This is a genomic window from Nocardia sp. NPDC001965 (assembly GCF_053594175.1).
The window spans coordinates 20,404-39,228 of the sequence record NZ_JBSFDZ010000009.1 but is presented as its reverse complement, the minus strand read 5'-3'; the positions used below and the strand labels follow the sequence as shown (position 1 = coordinate 39,228).

General features: G+C 68.5%; 18 protein-coding genes. 2 read left to right on the top strand and 16 right to left on the bottom strand.

The features are described 5' to 3' along the window. Nucleotides 1-254: 254 nt before the first annotated feature. Nucleotides 255-1,514 (bottom strand): histidine--tRNA ligase, encoded by a 1,260-nt coding sequence (hisS, locus tag ACWCPQ_RS15465; RefSeq protein ID WP_449898975.1) that lies wholly within the window; start codon nt 1,512-1,514, stop codon nt 255-257. A gap of 192 nt (nt 1,515-1,706) precedes the next feature. Between hisS and ACWCPQ_RS15460 the strand changes: the two genes are divergently transcribed. Next, nucleotides 1,707-2,600 (top strand): peptidylprolyl isomerase, encoded by an 894-nt coding sequence (locus ACWCPQ_RS15460; RefSeq protein WP_449898973.1) that lies wholly within the window; start codon nt 1,707-1,709, stop codon nt 2,598-2,600. Nucleotides 2,601-2,923: 323 nt separating this feature from the next. After that, nucleotides 2,924-3,520: a hypothetical protein gene (locus tag ACWCPQ_RS15455; RefSeq protein WP_449898970.1), complete on the top strand. Its 597-nt coding sequence runs from the start codon at nt 2,924-2,926 to the stop codon at nt 3,518-3,520. A 78-nt stretch (nt 3,521-3,598) separates the two neighbouring features. On the opposite strand, the gene ACWCPQ_RS15450 is transcribed toward ACWCPQ_RS15455, so the two are convergent. From ACWCPQ_RS15450 to ACWCPQ_RS15380, 15 genes are all read right to left on the bottom strand, one after another. Then, nucleotides 3,599-4,027, bottom strand: coding sequence for a DUF4913 domain-containing protein (locus ACWCPQ_RS15450; RefSeq protein WP_449898967.1), 429 nt, complete (start codon nt 4,025-4,027; stop codon nt 3,599-3,601). Next, nucleotides 4,024-5,973, bottom strand: a complete 1,950-nt coding sequence (locus tag ACWCPQ_RS15445) for a type IV secretory system conjugative DNA transfer family protein (RefSeq protein ID WP_449898964.1) — start codon at nt 5,971-5,973, stop codon at nt 4,024-4,026. Before ACWCPQ_RS15445 ends, ACWCPQ_RS15450 begins: the two co-directional genes overlap by 4 nt. A 28-nt stretch (nt 5,974-6,001) precedes the next feature. Next, nucleotides 6,002-6,514, bottom strand: a complete 513-nt coding sequence (locus ACWCPQ_RS15440; RefSeq protein ID WP_449898962.1) for a hypothetical protein — start codon at nt 6,512-6,514, stop codon at nt 6,002-6,004. Nucleotides 6,515-6,603: 89 nt separating this feature from the next. Beyond that, complete coding sequence (locus tag ACWCPQ_RS15435; RefSeq protein WP_449898960.1) at nt 6,604-8,280, bottom strand: peptidoglycan DD-metalloendopeptidase family protein; 1,677 nt, start codon at nt 8,278-8,280, stop codon at nt 6,604-6,606. Between the two features lie 16 nt (nt 8,281-8,296). Then, nucleotides 8,297-8,605 carry a transposase gene (locus ACWCPQ_RS15430; protein ID WP_449898959.1) on the bottom strand — a complete coding sequence of 103 codons (309 nt, stop codon included), beginning with the start codon at nt 8,603-8,605 and terminating at the stop codon, nt 8,297-8,299. Then, nucleotides 8,602-10,686, bottom strand: coding sequence for a hypothetical protein (locus ACWCPQ_RS15425; protein WP_449898957.1), 2,085 nt, complete (start codon nt 10,684-10,686; stop codon nt 8,602-8,604). Before ACWCPQ_RS15425 ends, ACWCPQ_RS15430 begins: the two co-directional genes overlap by 4 nt. Nucleotides 10,687-10,693: 7 nt before the next feature. Further along, the gene (locus ACWCPQ_RS15420) at nt 10,694-12,184 is read right to left on the bottom strand and encodes an SCO6880 family protein (RefSeq protein WP_449898956.1); all 1,491 of its coding nucleotides are present in this window, start codon (nt 12,182-12,184) and stop codon (nt 10,694-10,696) included. Beyond that, nucleotides 12,181-13,656 carry a hypothetical protein gene (locus ACWCPQ_RS15415; protein WP_449899354.1) on the bottom strand — a complete coding sequence of 492 codons (1,476 nt, stop codon included), beginning with the start codon at nt 13,654-13,656 and terminating at the stop codon, nt 12,181-12,183. The genes ACWCPQ_RS15420 and ACWCPQ_RS15415 overlap by 4 nt, the downstream gene beginning before the upstream one ends. A 92-nt stretch (nt 13,657-13,748) precedes the next feature. Next, entirely contained in the window at nt 13,749-14,558 is an 810-nt protein-coding gene (locus ACWCPQ_RS15410) for a hypothetical protein (RefSeq protein ID WP_449898954.1), read from the bottom strand. Then, complete coding sequence (locus tag ACWCPQ_RS15405) at nt 14,555-15,205, bottom strand: hypothetical protein (protein WP_449898953.1); 651 nt, start codon at nt 15,203-15,205, stop codon at nt 14,555-14,557. Before ACWCPQ_RS15405 ends, ACWCPQ_RS15410 begins: the two co-directional genes overlap by 4 nt. Before the next feature lie 31 nt (nt 15,206-15,236). Beyond that, entirely contained in the window at nt 15,237-15,506 is a 270-nt protein-coding gene (locus ACWCPQ_RS15400) for a hypothetical protein (protein WP_030521531.1), read from the bottom strand. A 7-nt stretch (nt 15,507-15,513) separates the two neighbouring features. Beyond that, nucleotides 15,514-15,813, bottom strand: coding sequence for a hypothetical protein (locus ACWCPQ_RS15395; RefSeq protein WP_030521532.1), 300 nt, complete (start codon nt 15,811-15,813; stop codon nt 15,514-15,516). Between the two features lie 96 nt (nt 15,814-15,909). Next, nucleotides 15,910-16,575, bottom strand: coding sequence for a hypothetical protein (locus tag ACWCPQ_RS15390; RefSeq protein WP_449898951.1), 666 nt, complete (start codon nt 16,573-16,575; stop codon nt 15,910-15,912). Between the two features lie 241 nt (nt 16,576-16,816). Beyond that, a complete protein-coding gene (locus ACWCPQ_RS15385) occupies nt 16,817-17,683 on the bottom strand; it encodes a MinD/ParA family ATP-binding protein (protein ID WP_449898948.1) in 867 nt (288 codons plus the stop codon). 14 nt (nt 17,684-17,697) lie between these two features. Further along, entirely contained in the window at nt 17,698-18,624 is a 927-nt protein-coding gene (locus tag ACWCPQ_RS15380; protein ID WP_449898947.1) for a hypothetical protein, read from the bottom strand. Nucleotides 18,625-18,825 lie beyond the last annotated feature (201 nt).

Sequence of the window (18,825 nt, the reverse complement as noted above, 5' to 3'; positions counted from 1 at the left end):
CTTCGGTCCGGAGAATGGGTCGCACCGGACAGTACTATGCCCCGCCGGTCACTATGCCCCGCCGGTCCGGTGCGTGTTCCGCGGGGCGACCGGACCGGACGGCTCGGCCGCTCCCGCGAAATCCGGCCCGTTGCCGACCGGCGGACCTGTTACCACCTCGGGCGCGCAGGCGCCGGGGTTCGCCGAGGCGGGCATCGCGAACGACCCCCGACGGCGATCCCCGCCCACCGCGTGGGCGGGGGGATCCGGCACAACTAGGCCGTCAGCGTGGCGACGATCTCGTCCAGCGGGACCTGGCGCTGGTCGCCGGTCTGCATATCCTTCAGTCCGACGGTCCCCTCCGCCAGATCGCGGTCGCCCAGGATCAGCGTGTACCGCGCGCCCGACCGATCGGCGGCCTTCATACCGCCCTTCACCCCACGGTCGCCGTAGACCAGATCCACCCGGACACCTGCCGCGCGCAGCTCACCGGCCAGCACCACCATGCGCTGTTTGGCGGCCTCACCCAGCGGTACGCCGAACACCTCGCAGCGGGCCGGATCGCCCGCCGTGACCCCCTCGGCCGCGAGCGCCAGAACCGTCCGGTCCACCCCCAGGCCGAACCCGATTCCGGACAGGGCCTGACCGCCGAGTTCGGCCATGAGGCCGTCGTACCGGCCGCCGCCGCCGATACCGGACTGCGCGCCCAGTCCGTCGTGTACGAACTCGAAGGTCGTCTTGGTGTAGTAGTCCAGACCGCGCACCATCCGCGGATTCAGCACATACGGCACCCCGAGCGCGTCGAGGTGCGCGAGGACCTGGTCGAAGTGGGTCTTCGCGGATTCGGACAGGTGATCGATCATCAGCGGCGCCGCCGCGGTCATCTCCCGTACCTCGGGCCGCTTGTCGTCGAGCACCCGCAGCGGGTTGATCTCGGCCCGGCGCCGGGTCTCCGCGTCCAGGTCGAGCCCGAAGAGGAATTCCTGCAACCGCTCGCGGTACTGCGGGCGGCAGGTCTCGTCGCCGAGCGAGGTGATCTCCAGCCGGAACCCGGTCAGACCCAGATTTCGGAAACCCGCGTCGGCGACCGCGATGACCTCGGCGTCCAGGGCGGGATCGTCCACGCCGATGGCCTCCACCCCGACCTGCTGCAGCTGCCGATACCGGCCCTTCTGCGGCCGCTCGTAGCGGAAGAAGGGTCCGGCGTAGCTCAGCTTCACCGGAAGCTGGCCGCGGTCCAGCCCGTGTTCGATCACCGCGCGCATCACCCCGGCGGTGCCCTCCGGGCGGAGGGTGACGCTGCGTTCGCTGCGATCGGAGAAGGTGAACATCTCCTTGCTCACCACATCGGTGGATTCGCCGACACCACGCGCGAACAGTTCGGTGTCCTCGAAGACCGGCAGCTCGATATGCCCGTACCCGGCGAGTCGGGCGGCGCGGAGCAGGCCGTCGCGTACCGCGACGAACTCGGCCGAACCGGGCGGAACGTAATCCGGGACCCCCTTCGGGGCGGAGAAGCTGCTGGTCTTGGTCACGGTGAACCAGTTTCCCCCACCCGGCCCGGTCGAGTCCAACCGGTTACACCGCATCCCGCCCCGGGGCGGCCGGTCCGGGCGATATCCGGGCGCCGGGCGCCGGAGATGGCAGACTCTAGTCCCGGAAGCAACAGACCAGCCGCGACCGGCCGGGCCTGCCGGGTCCGGCCGCCGCACGGGAGGAACGTGGTAGTGCCCAGCAACGAACAACGCCGAGCGGCGGCGAAACGCAAGCTGGAACGACAGCTCGCCAACCGGGCCGAACGCGCGCGCAAGCGTAAGCAACTCACCATCGCCGGATCGGCGCTCGGAGTCGTCGTGGTGATCGCCGCGGTGACCGGGGTGTACTTTCTGACCCGCGGCGGCGACAACACCGATACATCAGCGCAGAGCAGCGCCGCACAGACGCCGGACGCCTCGCTGTCCAGTACGCCGGGCGCCGCGCCACCGCCCCCGGCCGCCGCCAAACCGGCCAGTGTGAACTGCAACTACCGCGACAGCGCCCAGCCCGCGTCGAAACCGGTGCAGAAACCGCGGGCCGAGGGTATCCAGACCGGTGACGGCAACTCCTCGCTGAGCATCAGCGTCGACAGCAATCAGGGCCCGATGGGGCTGACCCTGAACAACGCGGAGTCGCCGTGCACGGTCAACAGCTTCGCCAGCCTGGCCGGCCAGGGGTATTTCGACGGCACCAACTGCCACCGGCTCACCCAGGGTGAAGGTCTGAAGGTGCTGCAGTGCGGTGATCCGACCGGCACCGGCAGCGGTGGTCCGGGCTACGAATTCGACAACGAGTACCCCACCGATCAGTACGCACCGAACGATCCCGCCCTCCAGCAGCCGATCAGCTACGGGCGCGGTGTGCTGGCCATGGCCAACGCCGGGGCCGGCACCAACGGCAGCCAGTTCTTCATCGTGTACGGCGATTCGATGCTGCCGCCGAACTACACGATCTTCGGCACCGTGGACGAGGGCGGGCTGGCGACTCTGGACAAGATCGCCGCCGCGGGCCAGGACGAATCCAATGGTCCCGGCGACGGCAAACCCACCCAGCCGGTGACGCTGAACTCCGTCCGGATCGACTGACCCCCGGCACCCGGCCGTCCGGCGCGTTCCGCTCACCTCGGTTTCCGGCGATATATGCTGGTCGGCGCAACGTTGCGAAGACTGTGCCCCCATTTCTCGGGTAATCTCGAAAAAGGGAGTGCGCGTGACCAAGTCGTGCTCATCGGCCGCAGTTCCGGGCCGGGGCGCCGTTCGCGGGTTCTTCCGGTGTTCGCGTCGCGCCGGGCAAACCTTCGCCGGGCGGTTCGCGGGCCGAACCGGCGGATTCCGATCCGCCGGTTCGGCCCGCTACGCCGGGGCACCACAACATCCAATAGTGCACACCGCAGTATCGGGGAGCAGCCATGTCCGAGGAACTGGACGACATCGGCCGGGAAACCGCGGCCATGATGAAAACGATGTTGCAGATCGCGACATTGGTCGCACTCAAGGCCCGGGAACGCGGTCAGCGCGAGGCCGAGATGCGGGTCAAGATGACCGAGGCCCGCGCGAAAGAGGCCCGGGAGCTGCAGATCCGCGAGGCGCGGGACGCCAAGTCCAAGGATCCGCGCAACCTCGCCCTGGCCCAGACCATTTCACGGTCGGTGGCGGAGGTCGGGCCACCGGGTAGCTCGGTACCGCATCGGGACAATCCCGGTTATCGGGGCGTCCAGCTGGAGAAGGACCGCTTCTCGATCAGCTCGTTCGCCGAGAAATCCGACCAGGCGAGCAGCGCCGCCGACGCGGTGCGTTACGACTCGGTGGAGCGGCGGGCGGCCCTGGCCGCACACCTCGCGAAGATCGGTGTCGCACCGGAACTGGCGGCGGCCCGGATGCTGGTCGAGGTGGGGCAGGCGACCCCACCGAGCGAAGCGGTACGTACCAGGCCGGATCAGGCACCCGTGGTGCAACGCGCCCGGGAACAGGAACAGCTGGCCCGGGGACTCGAACGCAGTCGTTAGCCGCCGGGTCCGGCCGCGAACGAAGAGAATGCCCGTCCGCATGGACGGGCATTCTCCGTTTTCGGCGTGGTGCAGGTGTCAGCCCCGTACTTCGCTTCCGGCCGACCGGAGATCCTCGATCGGTTCGGGGCTCTCGGCGGGATCGCTGAACATCCCCTGTGGCGGGGCCGTCAGCGGTAGGGGCACGAGCATGTCCTTGTGCCCGTTGCGCACACTGCAGTACTTGAACGGGCCCTTCGGATCGAGCAGGACCGCCATGTGCTGATCGGCGTGGTCGAGGAACCATACGCTCATCCCGGTGGCGCCGTCCTGACGGAGATGCTCCCAGGCCCGCCACATGGCGTCCAGCCGCGCGATCGCTTCCGTATGCTTCCACCACTCCGGGCACCACACGGTATCGCTCAGATCGCTGACCTGCCGGCGATAGACGACGCTGAGGTAGTTCTCGACGAACTCCACCACGTTCTTGTAGGTAGGTATCTGCTGCTCTCGGGAAGTCTCGGTCACCGCGGTCGAACCTCCTGCCTCTCTCCCGGCCCGTTCTCCGGGCCCGGGGGTGTTCCGCCCGGACCGTGATCCGGTTCCGTGGGTGCGCCTGCCGGTTTCTTGTCCAGCACCGTAGGCGCTCCTGCCGGACCGTGGTCCGGCTCTGTAGGTGGCTGTTTGATCAGCGCCGGGGACCCGATCAGATCGGTGACCAGAGTTTTGCGCTGAGGATCGTGCTGTTCGATGGATTTCTTCACCGCGGACGAGTATTCGCCCTCCCACCAGGGCACCGTACGCACCAGCACCGGTGGGGCGCCGGAGGAGAACACGATGGCCCGACCGCGCGGCAGCGTCGCCAGCGCCTGCACGGTGAAGGTCTTGGAGGATCCGAGCGAACGCGAATAGCTCTTACCGCCCTTGGATTCCGATACCGAGGCCGAGATGGCGGAATGCTCGCCGATGGCCTCCGATCGCTCCCGCAGGAAGTTCGTATCGTCGACACCGCTGCCCAGTACTTTGATATTGGCAGCCGACCACAGTGCGTTCATCCCGTCGTCGCCCCAGCACCGGGCGCCCTGCGCCCACGACTGCAGCACCGTCATGACGACGATGCCCCGGGAGCCGAAATGGCTGTACTGCTTGGGCAGATCCTTCCACCGGACCACATTCGCCGCCTCGTCCAGCACCGCCAGCAGCGGAATCGGCAACCGCCCGTAAGCCGAACGCGACGCCTTGCGCATGGCCACATCGATCACGGCCTCGGTGAGCGCGCTCACCAGCGGCGCCGCCGAACCCCGGCCCTCCAGCGACAGACTGTAGAGCGTGCCGTTCCGCTCGATGAACTCCAATTCGTCGAACTGAACCCGGGGCAGCTCCTGCTTTTCCGCGTTGTGCGGCGTGACCCATTTGTGCACGTTGCGCAGTTTCAGGCAGCGCACCATCTTCTTGGCGGTGCCGAAGATTCCGCTGCGGGTCCGTGGATCGGCGTTGTACTGGGCAGCCAGACCGGACGCGGAGAAATCGTGGCCTGCCTCGCGTAGGAAGTTGATGGGCTCGATGTTCTGCGGTTCGGTCACCCACTCCCAGATCTGGGTGATGGGCTTGTGCGCTATCGCGGCCGCCAGGAAGAGACCGGCCAGCAGATCTTCGGCCTCGGGATCGAAGAACGCGTCGTTGCGGGAATCGGAACCGCTGTCGCTGTCGGCGAAATGACCGGCCAGCCGCGCGGCCCGCATCTCGCACCCGTCGCTGTTCGCGTCCACCCAGGCCAGCGGATTCCAGTACCAGGTGGGGTCTTCGGCAGCCACGCCCTGCGGATCGAAAACGAAGGTACGACTGCCCTTGGCCTCCCGCACATCACGGGTCGCGTCCACCACATCGCGTTTGTTCGAGGTGGCCAGCACCGGGCCGATGGCGGTGAGGATCGCCGGGATGACCCGCGAGGTCGATTTGCCCTGCCGCGGCCCCCAGATATCGAGATGCAGGTCCTCGTAGGAGCCGTACAGCATCGTGCCGTCGGCGATCGCGACCCCGATCGGTACCCCGGGGGCGTCGTTGTAACCGAGCTTGACGCCCATGTTCTGGGCCTTCTCCCGGACACCGGCCTCGGTGAGCGCGGCGATGGCCCCGCCGTTGCCCATCACATCGGCCTTGTCGTCCACGGCGAGCCGGCCCACCAGGCGTTTGGCGGTCGACCGCCGCCGGTACAGTACGAAAAGGGCCAGTGCGAGCAGCACGAGCAGCAGGATCACCGTGGTACCGGTGGGCCAGTGGAGCTCACCTTTGACCATTCCCGCGATGATATCGATCGGATTGATCGGCATGTCCTGCTTCTGCAGCGACAGCATATTGCCCAGATGCAGTGCCACCCAGATGGTTCCGAGGACGGCACCGCCGACGTAGATCGCGATCAGGGTCAGATCGGGCCCGACCGCGGCCGGGTCCTTCAGCGGTTTCTTCTTCGCCATTCCTGCCTCCTGAATGATGCCTGCCGGGTCACCGGTAGCCGTCGAGACGCCAGCCCTCGGGCGTGCGTACGACGGTCGCGATGACAGTGGACGGCGCCAGGGGTTCCTCGCGGCCGTCCGGGTAGACGACGGTCTGCTCGATTCCGATCTTGAACTGCTGAACGCCGGGATCGGGCCCCGCCGGCGGACGATCCCCGGAAGCGAAGGTGAACGCCTCCACCCGCGCGCCCGCGGCAGCCCAGTCGCCCCACTGCAGCGATACGGCCGGGGCGCCGGCCGTCGCCGTCGACGCATCCAGCACCCGCACCAGACTGGGGCCCAGCCATTTCCGCGCCCGCACCAGCGAGGCGCCCGGAACCTCGGTGCCGGGCTCCCACCGATAGATCTCGCGCAGCGCCGCCACCGCGACCCCGTCGGGTGTCACCGGATCCGGGGCGGGCACAGCTTCGAGCTGTCGTGTGGTCGACGTGGCCGCCGTGCCACCCGGACTCACCTCGTCGCCGCTGCCACCGCATCCGCTCAGTACCGTGATGGTCAGCATCAGCATCACCACCAGTCCCGCACCAGCACTCGTCTTCTCGTTCCAGGCTAACCGCCCGAACCTCGTAAACGGCGCCGATCCGCGCGTGTTCACAGCACCCTCCTCACCCGGGCGTCACCGGGTACCGCGGTTTCGGCCACGCCACCGGGCGAGTCCACGGTCAGCGCCGGCGCCGCGTGGATCATCTGCCCGTTCCCGCTGTAGATCCCGACCCGCGCGGGTCCGCGCGGACCGAATTCGCTGAACACCAGGTCACCCGGCTGGATCCGGGCGATCGGTACCTCGGTCCCGGCCTCCCACTGCTGCTCGGCGGTGCGCGGCAGCGATACGGCGCCGGAGGAGGCCGCGAACACCGCCGCCGAGGTCAGGCCGGGGCCGTCGAGCCCGCCGCTGCTGGGCCCCTGCGGCCCGCCACCGCCCCATACGTACGGGGTTCCGAGCCATTCGTGCGCGGCCTGGACCACCTGGTCACCGGCTGATCCCGCGCTGTCGGGGGTGAACCGCCCGGTCGCCCCGGGGTCCCGGTATTCCGCTTCCATGGCCAGGATGTTGGTGACATAGGGCTGGGTCTCGGAGTAGTGCGCGGCAACCTGATTCGGCATCCCGCCCGATGCCAGTACCGCACCCTCACCCGCGTTGTAGGCCGCGAGGGTCAGCGCGACCACATCGCCCTGGACCCGGCCCTCACCGATCCAGCCGTTGATCTTGTGCGCGATCGCGCACATATATCTGCCCTGTCCCACGATCGCATCGCCGTCGTCCCATACGCTGGCCACCCCGTTTCCGTCGGCATCGATGACATAGGGCTGACCGTCGTCGGGATTGGTACTCGCGGCCGTACCGGGCAGGAACTGCGCGAGTCCCTGCGCGCCCGCGGGCGAGGTGAGACCACGCCGGAACCCGGACTCCTGCCGGCCCTGGGCAGCCAGCAACGACGGTGTGACCTCGGGACACAGCGACCCTGCCCGGCGATACCACATCTCCAGTTCCGGCGGCACTTTCCCGCCGGCCAGTGCTCCGCCCTGGGTACCGAAACCGCGGACACATTCCGGATCGGTCGAATACGCGCGGGCACCGCCCAGATCGGGCGTCGGCGCACCGTCGAGCCAAGGCATCGGGTCGATCTGCCGCCCGCCGGTGAAGCGGCCACCCGGCACGACCTCGAAATGCAGGTGCGGGCCGCTGGATTCGCCGGCCGAGCCGACGGCGCCGATATGCTGCCCGGCCCGGACGACTTCGCCGACCCGCACCAGTACCCCGCTGTCCCACATATGCCCGTACACCGCGGAGTAGGCGCGACCGTTGCCCGTATCGATCGAGTCGACGACGATCCAGTTGCCGAACCCCGAGGCCGGGCCGGCCGCCACCACGATTCCGTCGGCCACCGAGAAAATCGGTGTCCCGTCGGGCGCGGCCAGATCGACGCCCTTGTGCCCGCCGCCCCGGGACCCGAACACATCGGAGACCGAATACGTCCCGGCAGCCATCGGCCAGCTGCGGCCCAGCGGAGCAGCACCCGCCGCGAGCGACGGCGTCGCGGTCAGGGTGGGGTTGGCCGTGGAACCTTCCGGTATCGCACTCTCCCCCGCGGCCCGCGGATCGCCGGGGGGATAGCCGCCGAGCGGTGGCAGGGTGGTCTGGCCGGGATCCAGCACCGAACCGCCCTCGCAGGGGTCGTCCACGGCCGGCATCACGATGACGAGGATGACCGTCATCAGGCCGAGCACCAGGCCGAGGCAGGTCCACAGCACCGATTTCGCGTTCACCTGGCTCCCGCGGGGGTCACGTATCGCGCCGGGTGTCGTTGAGAGTGTCGGCCAGGGCGCGGTTCACCTCGGCCGCGGCGGCCAGTTGCTGCTGCAGCAGGGTGACCTTGCGACGCAGCGCGGCCGCGTCCATTCGTTCCAGGCTCGGTCCGTCCGCGGCCCGCACCCAGTTGCGCACCGAATTGGTGTGCACACCGATCTGTTCGGCGACCAACCGGCACGCCTCCGATTCGCTGCGCAACTTGCCGGTCAGAGCTTGGACCTGTTCCACCGCAGCGGCCCGGACCTCCGGCGAGACCCGGCGATAGGACCGATGCGGCATCATGAATCGCTCCCGCCTACCGGGTGTGAACTGTCCGGGGCGGCGGCCTGCTCGGCGGCGTAGCGGCCCGGGTAGGAGGTGAATTCCTCGAAGCGCTGGTTGGTGTCGTGGATCCCGCTGAGTTTCTCGGCGGGAGTGAACTCCATATGGAACGGAATACCCGGCCGGCGGTCCTCACCGATCTTCAACAGGAACTTTCCGGTACCCGGCGGGGAAGGTCGTACCTGGCCGGGTCTGAGCGCCTCCCCGGTCAGCGCCTGCGGTGCCGACCAGCTGGTCACCATCTCCTCTTCGGCCGCGGTGAACGGGACCGTACTGTCCAGCCGTTTGATCTCCTCGGCGGGTAGGGCGCCGAAGATCTTGGCACGCGCCCGCTCCAGGAAACCGAGAGCCTTGGCGATGGCGGCTTCCGAGCCCAGCGACTGCAGATCCTTGATCGTATGGCTGATCATGATCAGCGCGGTCGCGATACCGCGCTGCAGCCGGGTCAGTTCGTCGACCCGGTCGACCATGAAGTCACCCAGGCCCAGCACCTGCCACAGCTCGTCCATCACCACCTGGAAGTACCGCTGCGGCGCCATTCCCGCGTCGGTGAGGGTATGCGCTGCCTCGACCGCGGCGAAACCGTCTGCCCAGCAGGCCAGCATGACGGCGGCCTTGAGTTTCTTGTCCCCGTTGGGGATATGCGAGACATCGATGCACACTGCCACCGAATCGGTGTCGATCGGCACCGATGTCTGCCCGTTGAACACCGCGCCGAACGGGCCCTGGGTGAGGGCGCGCAGCGAACGCCGCAGCCCCCGGATCGCCTCGTGGTACTCGGTGGGACTGTCGGCGCCGGCGTCGAGCATCATCTCCTCACCGCCGGCGACGATGACCTCCAGCAGGTTCTCCATGATGGGCGGCTGATCCGGGGTGTACCCGCTGCCCGGTCGGTAGAGGATGCGCAACGCCGTGGAGATCAGCGTCTCCTCGTAATCGCGCACCCTGGCCCCGCGCACCAGTTCCACCAGACCGGCGATCAGCGTGACCTGGCGGGCCCGCAGATCCTGCAGCACTTGACGCTGCAACTCCGGATGTTCCTCCAGACGCGGCACGATATCGCCGAGTACCCCACCGGCGAGCGGATTCAGTTTGCCGTGCCCGTAACCCAGGTCGATCACCTGACCACCGACGAGTTCCACCAGACGCCGGTAATCGGGTTTCACGTCGGCGAGTACCAGCGGGGTGATGTTCTGCGCCACGCCGCCGAGCACGATCCGGCGCACCAGCGACGATTTACCGAAACCGTTGAGCCCCAGCACGAAAAGACTGGGTGCGGTGATGAAACTACCGCGCATGAACCAGTTCATCGGATCGAAGCACACCGGCGAGCCGGTGTGCAGATGAGAGCCGAGCGGGGTACCGATCAACGGCGCGCCGGCGCCGACCGACCACGGCCACAGACCCGCGACCTGCGCGGTGGTGGCCCGATATTCGACCGGCCGGCCCACCACGTTCATCCGGCCGCCGCCGGCTCCGGCGAATCCACGTTCGGTCAGCTGGGCGGTCTGCCGGTCGAATCCGTCCTGGTATTCCTGTTCGGCGCGGGCGGCGTAGTTACGGCGACGGATATCGTCGGTACGGACCCGGAAGGTGGCCCAGGCCGCGCGGATTCCGGCGCCTTCCCGGCTGACTTCTTCCAACCGGGAGCGGGTGGCGGCGTCCAGGAGCTGCGGACCCGATTGCCGACGCTTTTCGGCACGCACCTTCGCCCGGCGCGCAGCCTTGTCGAATTCCGGTGTACCCATCGCCCGGTCGGCGGTGGTGTCGACCCGGTCGCGGCGCGTTCGGTCCCGGCGACTCGGATCCCCGGCCCGAGCGGGACGGGACCGGCCATCGGCACGCGAGCGCTCGGTATCGCCCCGTTCGGTACCACCGGACGTGCGGTGCCCGTCCCGGTCGCCCCGGTCACCCCGGTCGCCCCGGTCACCCCGGTCGCCCCGGACGCGCCGGTCGTCGTCCCGGCCCGAATGCGCCCGATCGCCGGGGGCGACCCGGGTTCTGTTGCGCTCCCGTACGGGGGGCTCGTGCTCGCGTGCCATCAGTAGTTCACCCCGCCAATGCCTTGGGAATGGTCGCGTGCTCGGGCAGGATCACCCCGCAGCCGAGCGACGCCGCGAAGGCCGCCGCCTGGTAGCGGTAGCAGCGGCGGATCTTGAGCCGGGCCTGCGTGGACAGGTCGCGGGTGATCGCCTCGATCCGCGGCAGATCGCCACGGTGCGGTTCGGTGATGGTGACCAGCGCGCCGAAACGGGTGACACCGTGGCCGCGCGCTTGTTCCTCCCGGGCCTGCTGGGTCGCGCCGACCCGCAGCGTGGCCGACGCCGATACGACGCCGCGTTCGCTCTGCTGGGCGACCAAGGCGTTCTTGAAATCGTCGTCGACGATCTCGGCCGCGTCGGCTGCCGAATGCGGTCGGTACACAATGGCGATCCGCTTACGCGGGACCTCCGGGTTGGGCGCCAACAGCCGCTGCAGCACCCGCTCGTCCACCGCACCCTCCGGCGCGGTGTCCATTTCCCAGGTGACCGACCGGCCACCGTCGTGCACGAGGTGGTCCCATTTCTCGTCGTGCGATACCGGACCGGCGTCGGCCCAGTCCAGGCCGTGGCCTTCGGGTTCGCCGGCCGCCACCTCGAGGTCGGCCTGCGAGGCCGGGTCGTAGCTGCGCCGGATGAACGAGATCACCTCGTCGGCCGACATCGGCTGAGCGCGGACCCCCGCTTCGGCCAGCGCCGCGCAGATCCCCGGGAGCCGGCGACCGATTTCTACCGCTTCCTCGGCCGGATTCTTCCGGCGCTCGGCCGTGGTGGCCTTGAACGTGATCGCTACCCGGGGCAGCAATTGCACCCGTTCCTGCGGCAATTCGGTGGCCAGTTCGTACATCACCTGCTGCGCCAGGTCCGGCGCTTCGGGCCGGGTGATCGTGGAAACCTCGGTGAGCAGCCTGTTCCCGGTCTCCGGGACGGTATCGATCACCGGGACGACGGCGACGATATCGCTGGTCTGGCCGACCGAGGCCAGGAAGGTACCCCACGCCGACACCCAGCGGTCGATCACCGGTTGATCCACCGCCTCGTGGCCCTGGGGCCACGCCCGCAGCACCACGGTGTACTGCGCGAACTGCGGAAGGTGGATCATGCCGAAGCTGTAACCGCCGGCATCGATCCCCTCGTAGAGTTTGGAGGGAGCGAGCAATCCCGGCAGCCGGGTGAAACCACCCGGCACCCGGGAGAACCGGCCACCGCGGTACACGTGCTCACCGCGGCTACGCGAACGCATCCAGTGGAACATCATCAATCCCGTCTCGTAGCCCGATCGCCCGCCGCGTCGCATCACCAGGGGCGCCATGATCACCACACCGACCCCGCCCACGACGGCGCCCCACTGGAAACCGCCGATCATGGCGGTGAGCAGCGCGGTGATCACCACGACGAACCCGAGTACGGTCTCTTCCCACCGCAGCCCGAAAAGACCGGCGCTACGGGGCTTCTGCCATAGGCCGTAGGAGCGGCGTTCGTAGGTTTCGGTGCTGGTCATCGCGGGATGGTGCTCCTACCGAGGTCGGGGGAACGGTTGGTCCAGCCGTCACCCGCAACATCGCCCATGGCCTGGTCCGCGCGGGTCATCCCGGAGGTCGCGGCGCGGGTTGCGCCCATTCTGTTGACCACACGGGACGCACCGGACGGTACACCGCCCGTGGCGCCGCTCGATCGAGGTCCCTGTCCGCCGGACGGCGCGCCGCCACCGCCGCCACCGCGCGGCGGGGGCATGGGCCGGGGTGCACCACCACCGCGACCGCCACCGGGCGGCGGCGGACCGGCCGCGCCGCCCACATAACCGGCGCGCCCGGGTGCCGCGGCACCCTTCGCGCCGACCGCCTTGGTGCCCATGGCACCCAGTCCGGCTGCCGCGATGAGGGTTCCACCGGTCGCGGTGAGACCCGATCCGCCGCTACCGACGATGGCGACCGCCGGGGTGACCAGGCGCATCAGCGCCGGCAGGACGAAAGCGACACTGCACAACAGGACAATCGCCACCAGCATGCGCTGGGCTTCCTCGGCCTCGGGCAGTCCACCGGCCGGTGTCATCTCGTCCACATGCCCGGCGGTGGTGAACGCGATCATGTACACAATGGCCGCCACCGGTTTCCAGAGCATGAAGGCGATGATCCAGCCCACGAGCTTCTGATACGACTGCTTTCCGATACTCATACCGGATGCCGCTGCCGCCAGCGGCAGAACGCCGGCCGCGATCACCAGCAGTCCCTGCCGGACGATGGCGAGCACGATCTGCGCGAGCGCACCGAGCAATCCGACGATCGCGATGATGAGCACCAGCCCGGGCGAGAAAGCCTGCAGCTTGCTGGTTTTCACCATGAGCTCGGCCATGTTGCGGGCATTGCCGTCGGTGGAGTCCTGGATGATCCATTCGGCGAATCGGTCCGAGGCCACGGTTCCGGCCACGATCACCGCGCCCAGCATCCACGAACTGAACACCACCCGGGTGAACATGCGGAACGATTCCGCCGCTTCCTGCATGGCCCCACCACGTCTGGCCTCGGCCAATCTGAGTCCGGTGATGATTATGGAGGCCATCAGCAGCAGTATCTGTATCTGATACGTGTAGTCGTTGATCTTGGTGAACAGCGAACCGGAATCGCTGGCCACCTCGTTGGGCACCTTCATCCAGAAGGTCAAGGCCAGGATTATGGCCTCACCGAGACCGTTCATCAGCGAATCGACCACTTTGCCGAAGGTCGAATCCCAGGCCTTGTCCTTCACCGCGGTGGCGGCCTCACCCGGATGCGAGGCGGCATTGCCGGCCTTGCACACCGCCGAGGCGGCGTCACCCAGCGAGATACCCGGAATCCCGAGTTCGTCCAGGGCGTCGTGTATCTGGTTACAGGTCTCGTCGAACCCGTAGGACTGACCGTAGGCCACCACCGGCGTCGCCATGCTCACGGTGAAGATCACCGCGAGGATCGTGAGGAGCCGTCTGGCCAACGACACCCGGTGCGAGACCGCGGGGGTTCGCTCCCCGCGCTCGGACGGACTGTCTGCGCGCACTACCTGAGCTTCCACATTTCGTCCCAACATCGGAATCACCATCGAGTCCACCCCTCGAGCGATTCGACATACTCGGTCTGTGTATTCGGCGAGGTGGTCGGCTTGAGCCGCCAGTCCCCCGCGTCCCACACCATGATCAGCCGCAACGTCACCCACACCGGCTTCGCGTCGAGCGCCGGAGCACGGAGCGCCACCCGCACGATCGCCATATCGTCCGCGTAATCATCGATCTTGAACGCGTCGGATGCGACCAGGTACCGCGTCACCGACTCGGGCTGCTGTTCGGGCAGCCGATCGGCCTCCAGGGCCAGGTCGTAGGCCGCGATCTGCTGCGCCGAAACCCGCACCTGCCGGACGTAGAGGTCGCGGTCGGCCGGCCGGGCATTGAGGCGGTACGTGATCTGTGCCGCCGCCAGCGCGGCCCCCTGCGGGGTATGCGAATAACCCACAGCCAGGTCGTCCTCGATCCGCAGCGGACCGTCGGAGGTCGAGAACGGTACCGAGGCTCCGTACACCCGCTGCCAGCCCCGGGGTTCGGTGGTGCCCTTCGGTGCCGCGGTGAGCCAGTCGGGATCCGTCGGTTTGCGCTGCGGGGACGGATCCTGCGGCAGGACCTGCCCCGCCGGGTTGTTGGGGATATCGATGCGCCGGTTGAACACATCCACCTCCGGATCGGCGAATCCCTCGCCGGTGGTCGCCGGGGCCGCCACCGGACCCGATTCGGGCTCGTCGTCCCGGCCCGTCCACATGACGACGCCGACCACCACGATCAGCGCCAGCACTGCCGCGGAGGCGATGACGCCGAAGGAGACGCGGTCACGCTGGTAGGTCTCCTTCCCGCTCATTTCGGCGCCTCCAAATTCACGGTGTCACTGGGTAATTCGGTCACAGGGTCGATCGGTCGCGTCGTCGATTGCGGATCCGGCAGCAGTAACCTCCAATCCTGCGCGAACCACTGCACGGTCGTGTGGTTCACCGCCTTCGAACTGTCCGAATACTCGGTGTACACATCCACCGTCGCGCGCTGATCGCTGTACTCGGTGATCCGGTACCCCAGCACGCGCGGCGCGTAGACCGGATCCGCCGGACCGCTGATGGACAGCTGCACTCGGTTCACCGCCCATTCGTCCTTTGCCGGCCCCGGAACCACTTCCCGGGCAGCGATATTCGACCACTGTCCGTCATCGGCGATCGACAGGCGCACGGCGTGCACCACCGCGGCAACCCCGGCACCGGTCGGGCTGTGCTCGAAACCCGTTGCGGCGCCGTCGGTTTCCGCTGTCGGGCCCTGATCGGTACGAGGTAACGATACGCCCTGGAACGGCAGCCAGCGCACATTCGTCGGCGGCGCGGACAGATCGGGCGGTGCCGCGGCCTCCCCGCCACCACAGCCCGCGGCGCCGGTCAGCAGTGCCGCGGACAGCAGTCGGGCAGCCCAGCGGGCAGACGGCCGGCCGGTCCGGCGCACAGCCGGAATCACGGTCGAATTCATGCGCAGGTCGTTCTCCTCGCCTCGCCCCGGATCATCCGGGCAGGAAAGCCAGGGCGATACCGGAGGCGCCACTGGCCACGATCGCGCCGAGCAGACTCATGAGCACGCCGTGTGAGGCGTCGTTCATCGCCAGATCGCCCTTGAAGGTCAGCCACAGTTTTCCGGCCGAGACGATCATCCACGCCAGACATCCCATGAGCACGAACCACAGCAACCAGTTCAGCAACTGCATCAACGGTTCCAACACCTCGGCCGGCATCTGCTTGTACGCCAGAACACCGGCCGCCCCGACCAGATCCATCACAACCTCACGTTCCGATGACAGCGTTCATGATGGTGCCGGCGCTGGTCGCGACCACGCCGCCGATCATCGCTCCGGCCACCATCTTCGGGGACTCCAGCCCCCCGCCGGTCCATTTCTCCCACGCGAACTTGCCGCCCGCGTAGATGATGCCGCAGATTCCGGACAGCAGTACGAACCAGGTGAGGTACCGCACCAGCTGCAGGATCTTCTCCGACCCGGGCGGCGCCTCGGGGGTCGGATTGCCCACCTGGGCCACAACAACGGTGTCGTAGACCTGGTGAACCGCGAGAAGTACGGTGCTCATCGGGTGCCTTTCTTGATAGCTGAGGTGCAACATTCGGTCCGCGCGAGCGCGGGGAGCACGAAATGGGGTACATGCTCGACGGCGGCGATCACGGCATCACTCCTCTACGAATCTCGATCGGCCCCGAGTGGGGGCGGCCTCCGATTCTTCCAGCGCGGCCCGAGCGGCCGCGACGATCTCCGAACCGAGTTCCCTGATATCCAGGGGGACCTCGTCGAGTGGGTCGATCCGGCGGCGACGCTGCACGGAGGTCGCGACCCCGGGCGTCCACACCGGTAATTTCTCCGGTTCGACCAGCGTCCATTCCTCGTACCACGGCACCTGCCACACCTGTCCGGCCAGCGAGGCGACCACTTCGCGGTACCGCCGGATCTCCGGGGCCATCCGGCCCGGGCGCGCGGCCACGGTGATCAGTCCGAGAACCTGGCTGGGCCCGGCGAATCCGGAATGGTGCTGGCGCAGTAGATCGTGTGCGTGGGTCAGCCCCGCGATGGTCTCCCGCGCCACCAGTACGACGAACGGTGATTCACGGTCGAAGACGCCGGGCCAGCGCCGGCCCGAATCCGCGGCGGGCGCAAGTACATGAGCGAGCGAGCTCGCGCCGGCGCCGCCGTGGACACCCAGCAGCCACACCAGCGGCGCACGGCCGGCGCCGGGAACAGGACGGTCCCATACCGCGGCACGGCGTGATTCCGGCGGCGGTACCACTCCGGCAACGGCGTTATGGTCGGGTCGGCGAGGAAGATTCATAGCAACAGACATTTTGCCTCCCCCCGAGATGTGGCAGGTAATCCACGGAGCCCGGAGTCGAAACGCCGCATCCCGCCCGCGACGCCCGAAGCCGGCGCGGCCGCATACGGTCCACGGAGCCCGGAGCGAACAGCGGCTACGTGCGGTCCGCGGAGCCCGGAGCGAACAGCGACCACATGCAGTCCGCGGAGCCCGGAGCGAACAGCGACCACATGCAGTCCGCGGAGCCCGGAGCGAAGGCGAAGGGACCGCATCATGATGCCATCCCGGCGAGCAGATGCTCATAGGTCTGCCGCGTCTCGTCGGCGAGTTCGATATGGCGAACCAGTTCGCCGCGCGCCAGATGCGGGTCGTAGGGCACTTCGACGATATCGCGGACCCAGCCGGACAGGTGTTCCCGCAAATGGTCGGCCACGCGCGAATCGGCACCGCGCTGTTGATGGGAGACCACGATGGTGGTGTCGCCCACGATCCCGCCGCCCATCGGCTCGGACGCGTCCCCGTATTCGTCGTCCAGCCATTCGAGGGTCACCCGCAACCGATTGGCCGCGTCCACCCGGGCCGGGATGGTCAGGACCAGTGCGACGTCCGCGTCGTCGAGCAACGGCCGCAACTGCCGACTCGCGATCGGGTTCCCACCGTCGTAGACACCGGTGTACCCGGCCTGGTCCACCGCTCGGGCGACGGTGAGATAGCTGGCGCGGCGGCGGAGCGGCGCGGCGTCGCGCCACAGCAGACCGATACCGGAGGTCGCCCGGGACATACATTCCTTCAAGGGCGCCGGTTCGTCGTCGCCGCGGCCGTACAGCCACTGCTGCATGCTGATGGGGTGCAGATGCTCGTCGGCACCGCGTAGCGCGAGATCGCCCCCGGCCGGGGTGGCGTCCACCGCGACCGTCGCGGCGCCGGACAGGCCGAGTTCGCCCGCCAGTCCCAGCGCGGTGGTGGTGGTTCCGGCTCCTCCGCAACCGCCCACCACCAGGATCGGCCGGGGCGCGCCGGCAGCACGGGTCCGAGCGCCGGCCGGCAACCGCACCACCCGTGCCTTCCGGTCTCCGTCGGTCTCGTCCGCCGCCGAATCCGGCGCGGTGTCGAGCCAGCGGCTCCAATCCTCTCCCATCGCTGCACTCTCCTCTATCCGGCCGAAATACCCGTGATGAGGGTGCGGCCGTCGACCACCGCGGTGGTGACCGTTTGCCTGCTGTAGGTGGCAGGTTCGCCACCGGACCGGAACTCGGTGACCTCGACCGTGTACCGGCCGTCGGCGACGGTCGTGATGCGTACACAGTGCGAGGTGCCGGGCGCGACGCTGTCGATACCCGCCTGGATGACCTCGGCGGCCGATACCGGCGCATCGGGCGCGACCGCCGCGCGGGCTTGGGCACCGGAACGCTGGACGTAGTAGGCGTATTGGAACCGCAGGATGGCTTCGGGTCCGGAGTTCGTACCGCCCGGGCCCGCGCCGCGCACCACCTCCGCGGTCTGTTCCGCCGGACAGGCCGCGGCGGCGGGGTCGGCACCGGTGCTGCCCGCGGTGAATCGCAGACCCGCGCCTTCGTCGGGCACCGGCCCGGCCCCGGGCGTACCCGGCGCCAGGAGATACAGGACCACGGCCGTGGCGATACCGAGCAGCACCACGGCGGCGAGCAGGACACCGGCGGTACGGCGACGCCGGGCGATCCGATCGTCGGGCCCGGCGTCACGGAGCCGGGCCGGAGTCCGGCCGATCCGCGCGGGCTCGGTCGGTTCGGGATCGGAATCGGTCCAGGGGAATCGCACCAGATCCGCGTCCCGGTCCTCGTCGGGCGCATCGACCCAGTCCGACCAGCCGCCGGTGAATTCGGTGCGACGGCCGGACAGTTCGGCGGGGGCGGGGTGGGGTCGCGCGGAAGCGCTTCCGGCCTCCGCGATGTAGTCGGGGTACCTGGCAGGGCCGTCGTCGGGCCCCGGCACGTCCTCGCCGCCGGATTCGGGCGCCGGTGCCGATATGTCCGTGTCGCGCGCCCCCTCGGGCTCCAGCGGACCGTACCATCGATCGAGTTTTTTGTAGGACTTCAACATTCCCCCATTCCCGTGGCGCCGGGCACGTGATCTGGCATCATCGATCCCTCTCGGCGATCAGTTCACGGAGAACGAGTCGGTTTCGGTTGTACCGGGTGCGGGAGCGACGGCCGCCGGACCTTCCGGGGCACCATTGTTCACTCCTGTCCCAAATGGGAATTGTCCCGTACCGGAGGGAGCGGGCGCGGGCGACGCGCCGGG

Excerpts from the sequence above, each read along its gene's own strand:
- ACWCPQ_RS15425 (WP_449898957.1), bottom strand. The coding sequence starts at position 10,686 with ATGGCACGCGAGCACGAGCCCCCCGTACGGGAGCGCAACAGAACCCGG.
- ACWCPQ_RS15440 (WP_449898962.1), bottom strand. The coding sequence starts at position 6,514 with ATGCTGACCATCACGGTACTGAGCGGATGCGGTGGCAGCGGCGACGAG.
- ACWCPQ_RS15405 (WP_449898953.1), bottom strand. The coding sequence starts at position 15,205 with ATGAATTCGACCGTGATTCCGGCTGTGCGCCGGACCGGCCGGCCGTCT.
- ACWCPQ_RS15395 (WP_030521532.1), bottom strand. The coding sequence starts at position 15,813 with ATGAGCACCGTACTTCTCGCGGTTCACCAGGTCTACGACACCGTTGTT.
- ACWCPQ_RS15390 (WP_449898951.1), bottom strand. The coding sequence starts at position 16,575 with ATGTCTGTTGCTATGAATCTTCCTCGCCGACCCGACCATAACGCCGTT.
- ACWCPQ_RS15455 (WP_449898970.1), top strand. The coding sequence starts at position 2,924 with ATGTCCGAGGAACTGGACGACATCGGCCGGGAAACCGCGGCCATGATG.
- ACWCPQ_RS15385 (WP_449898948.1), bottom strand. The coding sequence starts at position 17,683 with ATGGGAGAGGATTGGAGCCGCTGGCTCGACACCGCGCCGGATTCGGCG.
- ACWCPQ_RS15445 (WP_449898964.1), bottom strand. The coding sequence starts at position 5,973 with ATGGCGAAGAAGAAACCGCTGAAGGACCCGGCCGCGGTCGGGCCCGAT.
- ACWCPQ_RS15400 (WP_030521531.1), bottom strand. The coding sequence starts at position 15,506 with ATGGATCTGGTCGGGGCGGCCGGTGTTCTGGCGTACAAGCAGATGCCG.
- ACWCPQ_RS15420 (WP_449898956.1), bottom strand. The coding sequence starts at position 12,184 with ATGACCAGCACCGAAACCTACGAACGCCGCTCCTACGGCCTATGGCAG.
- ACWCPQ_RS15380 (WP_449898947.1), bottom strand. The coding sequence starts at position 18,624 with ATGTTGAAGTCCTACAAAAAACTCGATCGATGGTACGGTCCGCTGGAG.
- ACWCPQ_RS15430 (WP_449898959.1), bottom strand. The coding sequence starts at position 8,605 with ATGATGCCGCATCGGTCCTATCGCCGGGTCTCGCCGGAGGTCCGGGCC.
- ACWCPQ_RS15410 (WP_449898954.1), bottom strand. The coding sequence starts at position 14,558 with ATGAGCGGGAAGGAGACCTACCAGCGTGACCGCGTCTCCTTCGGCGTC.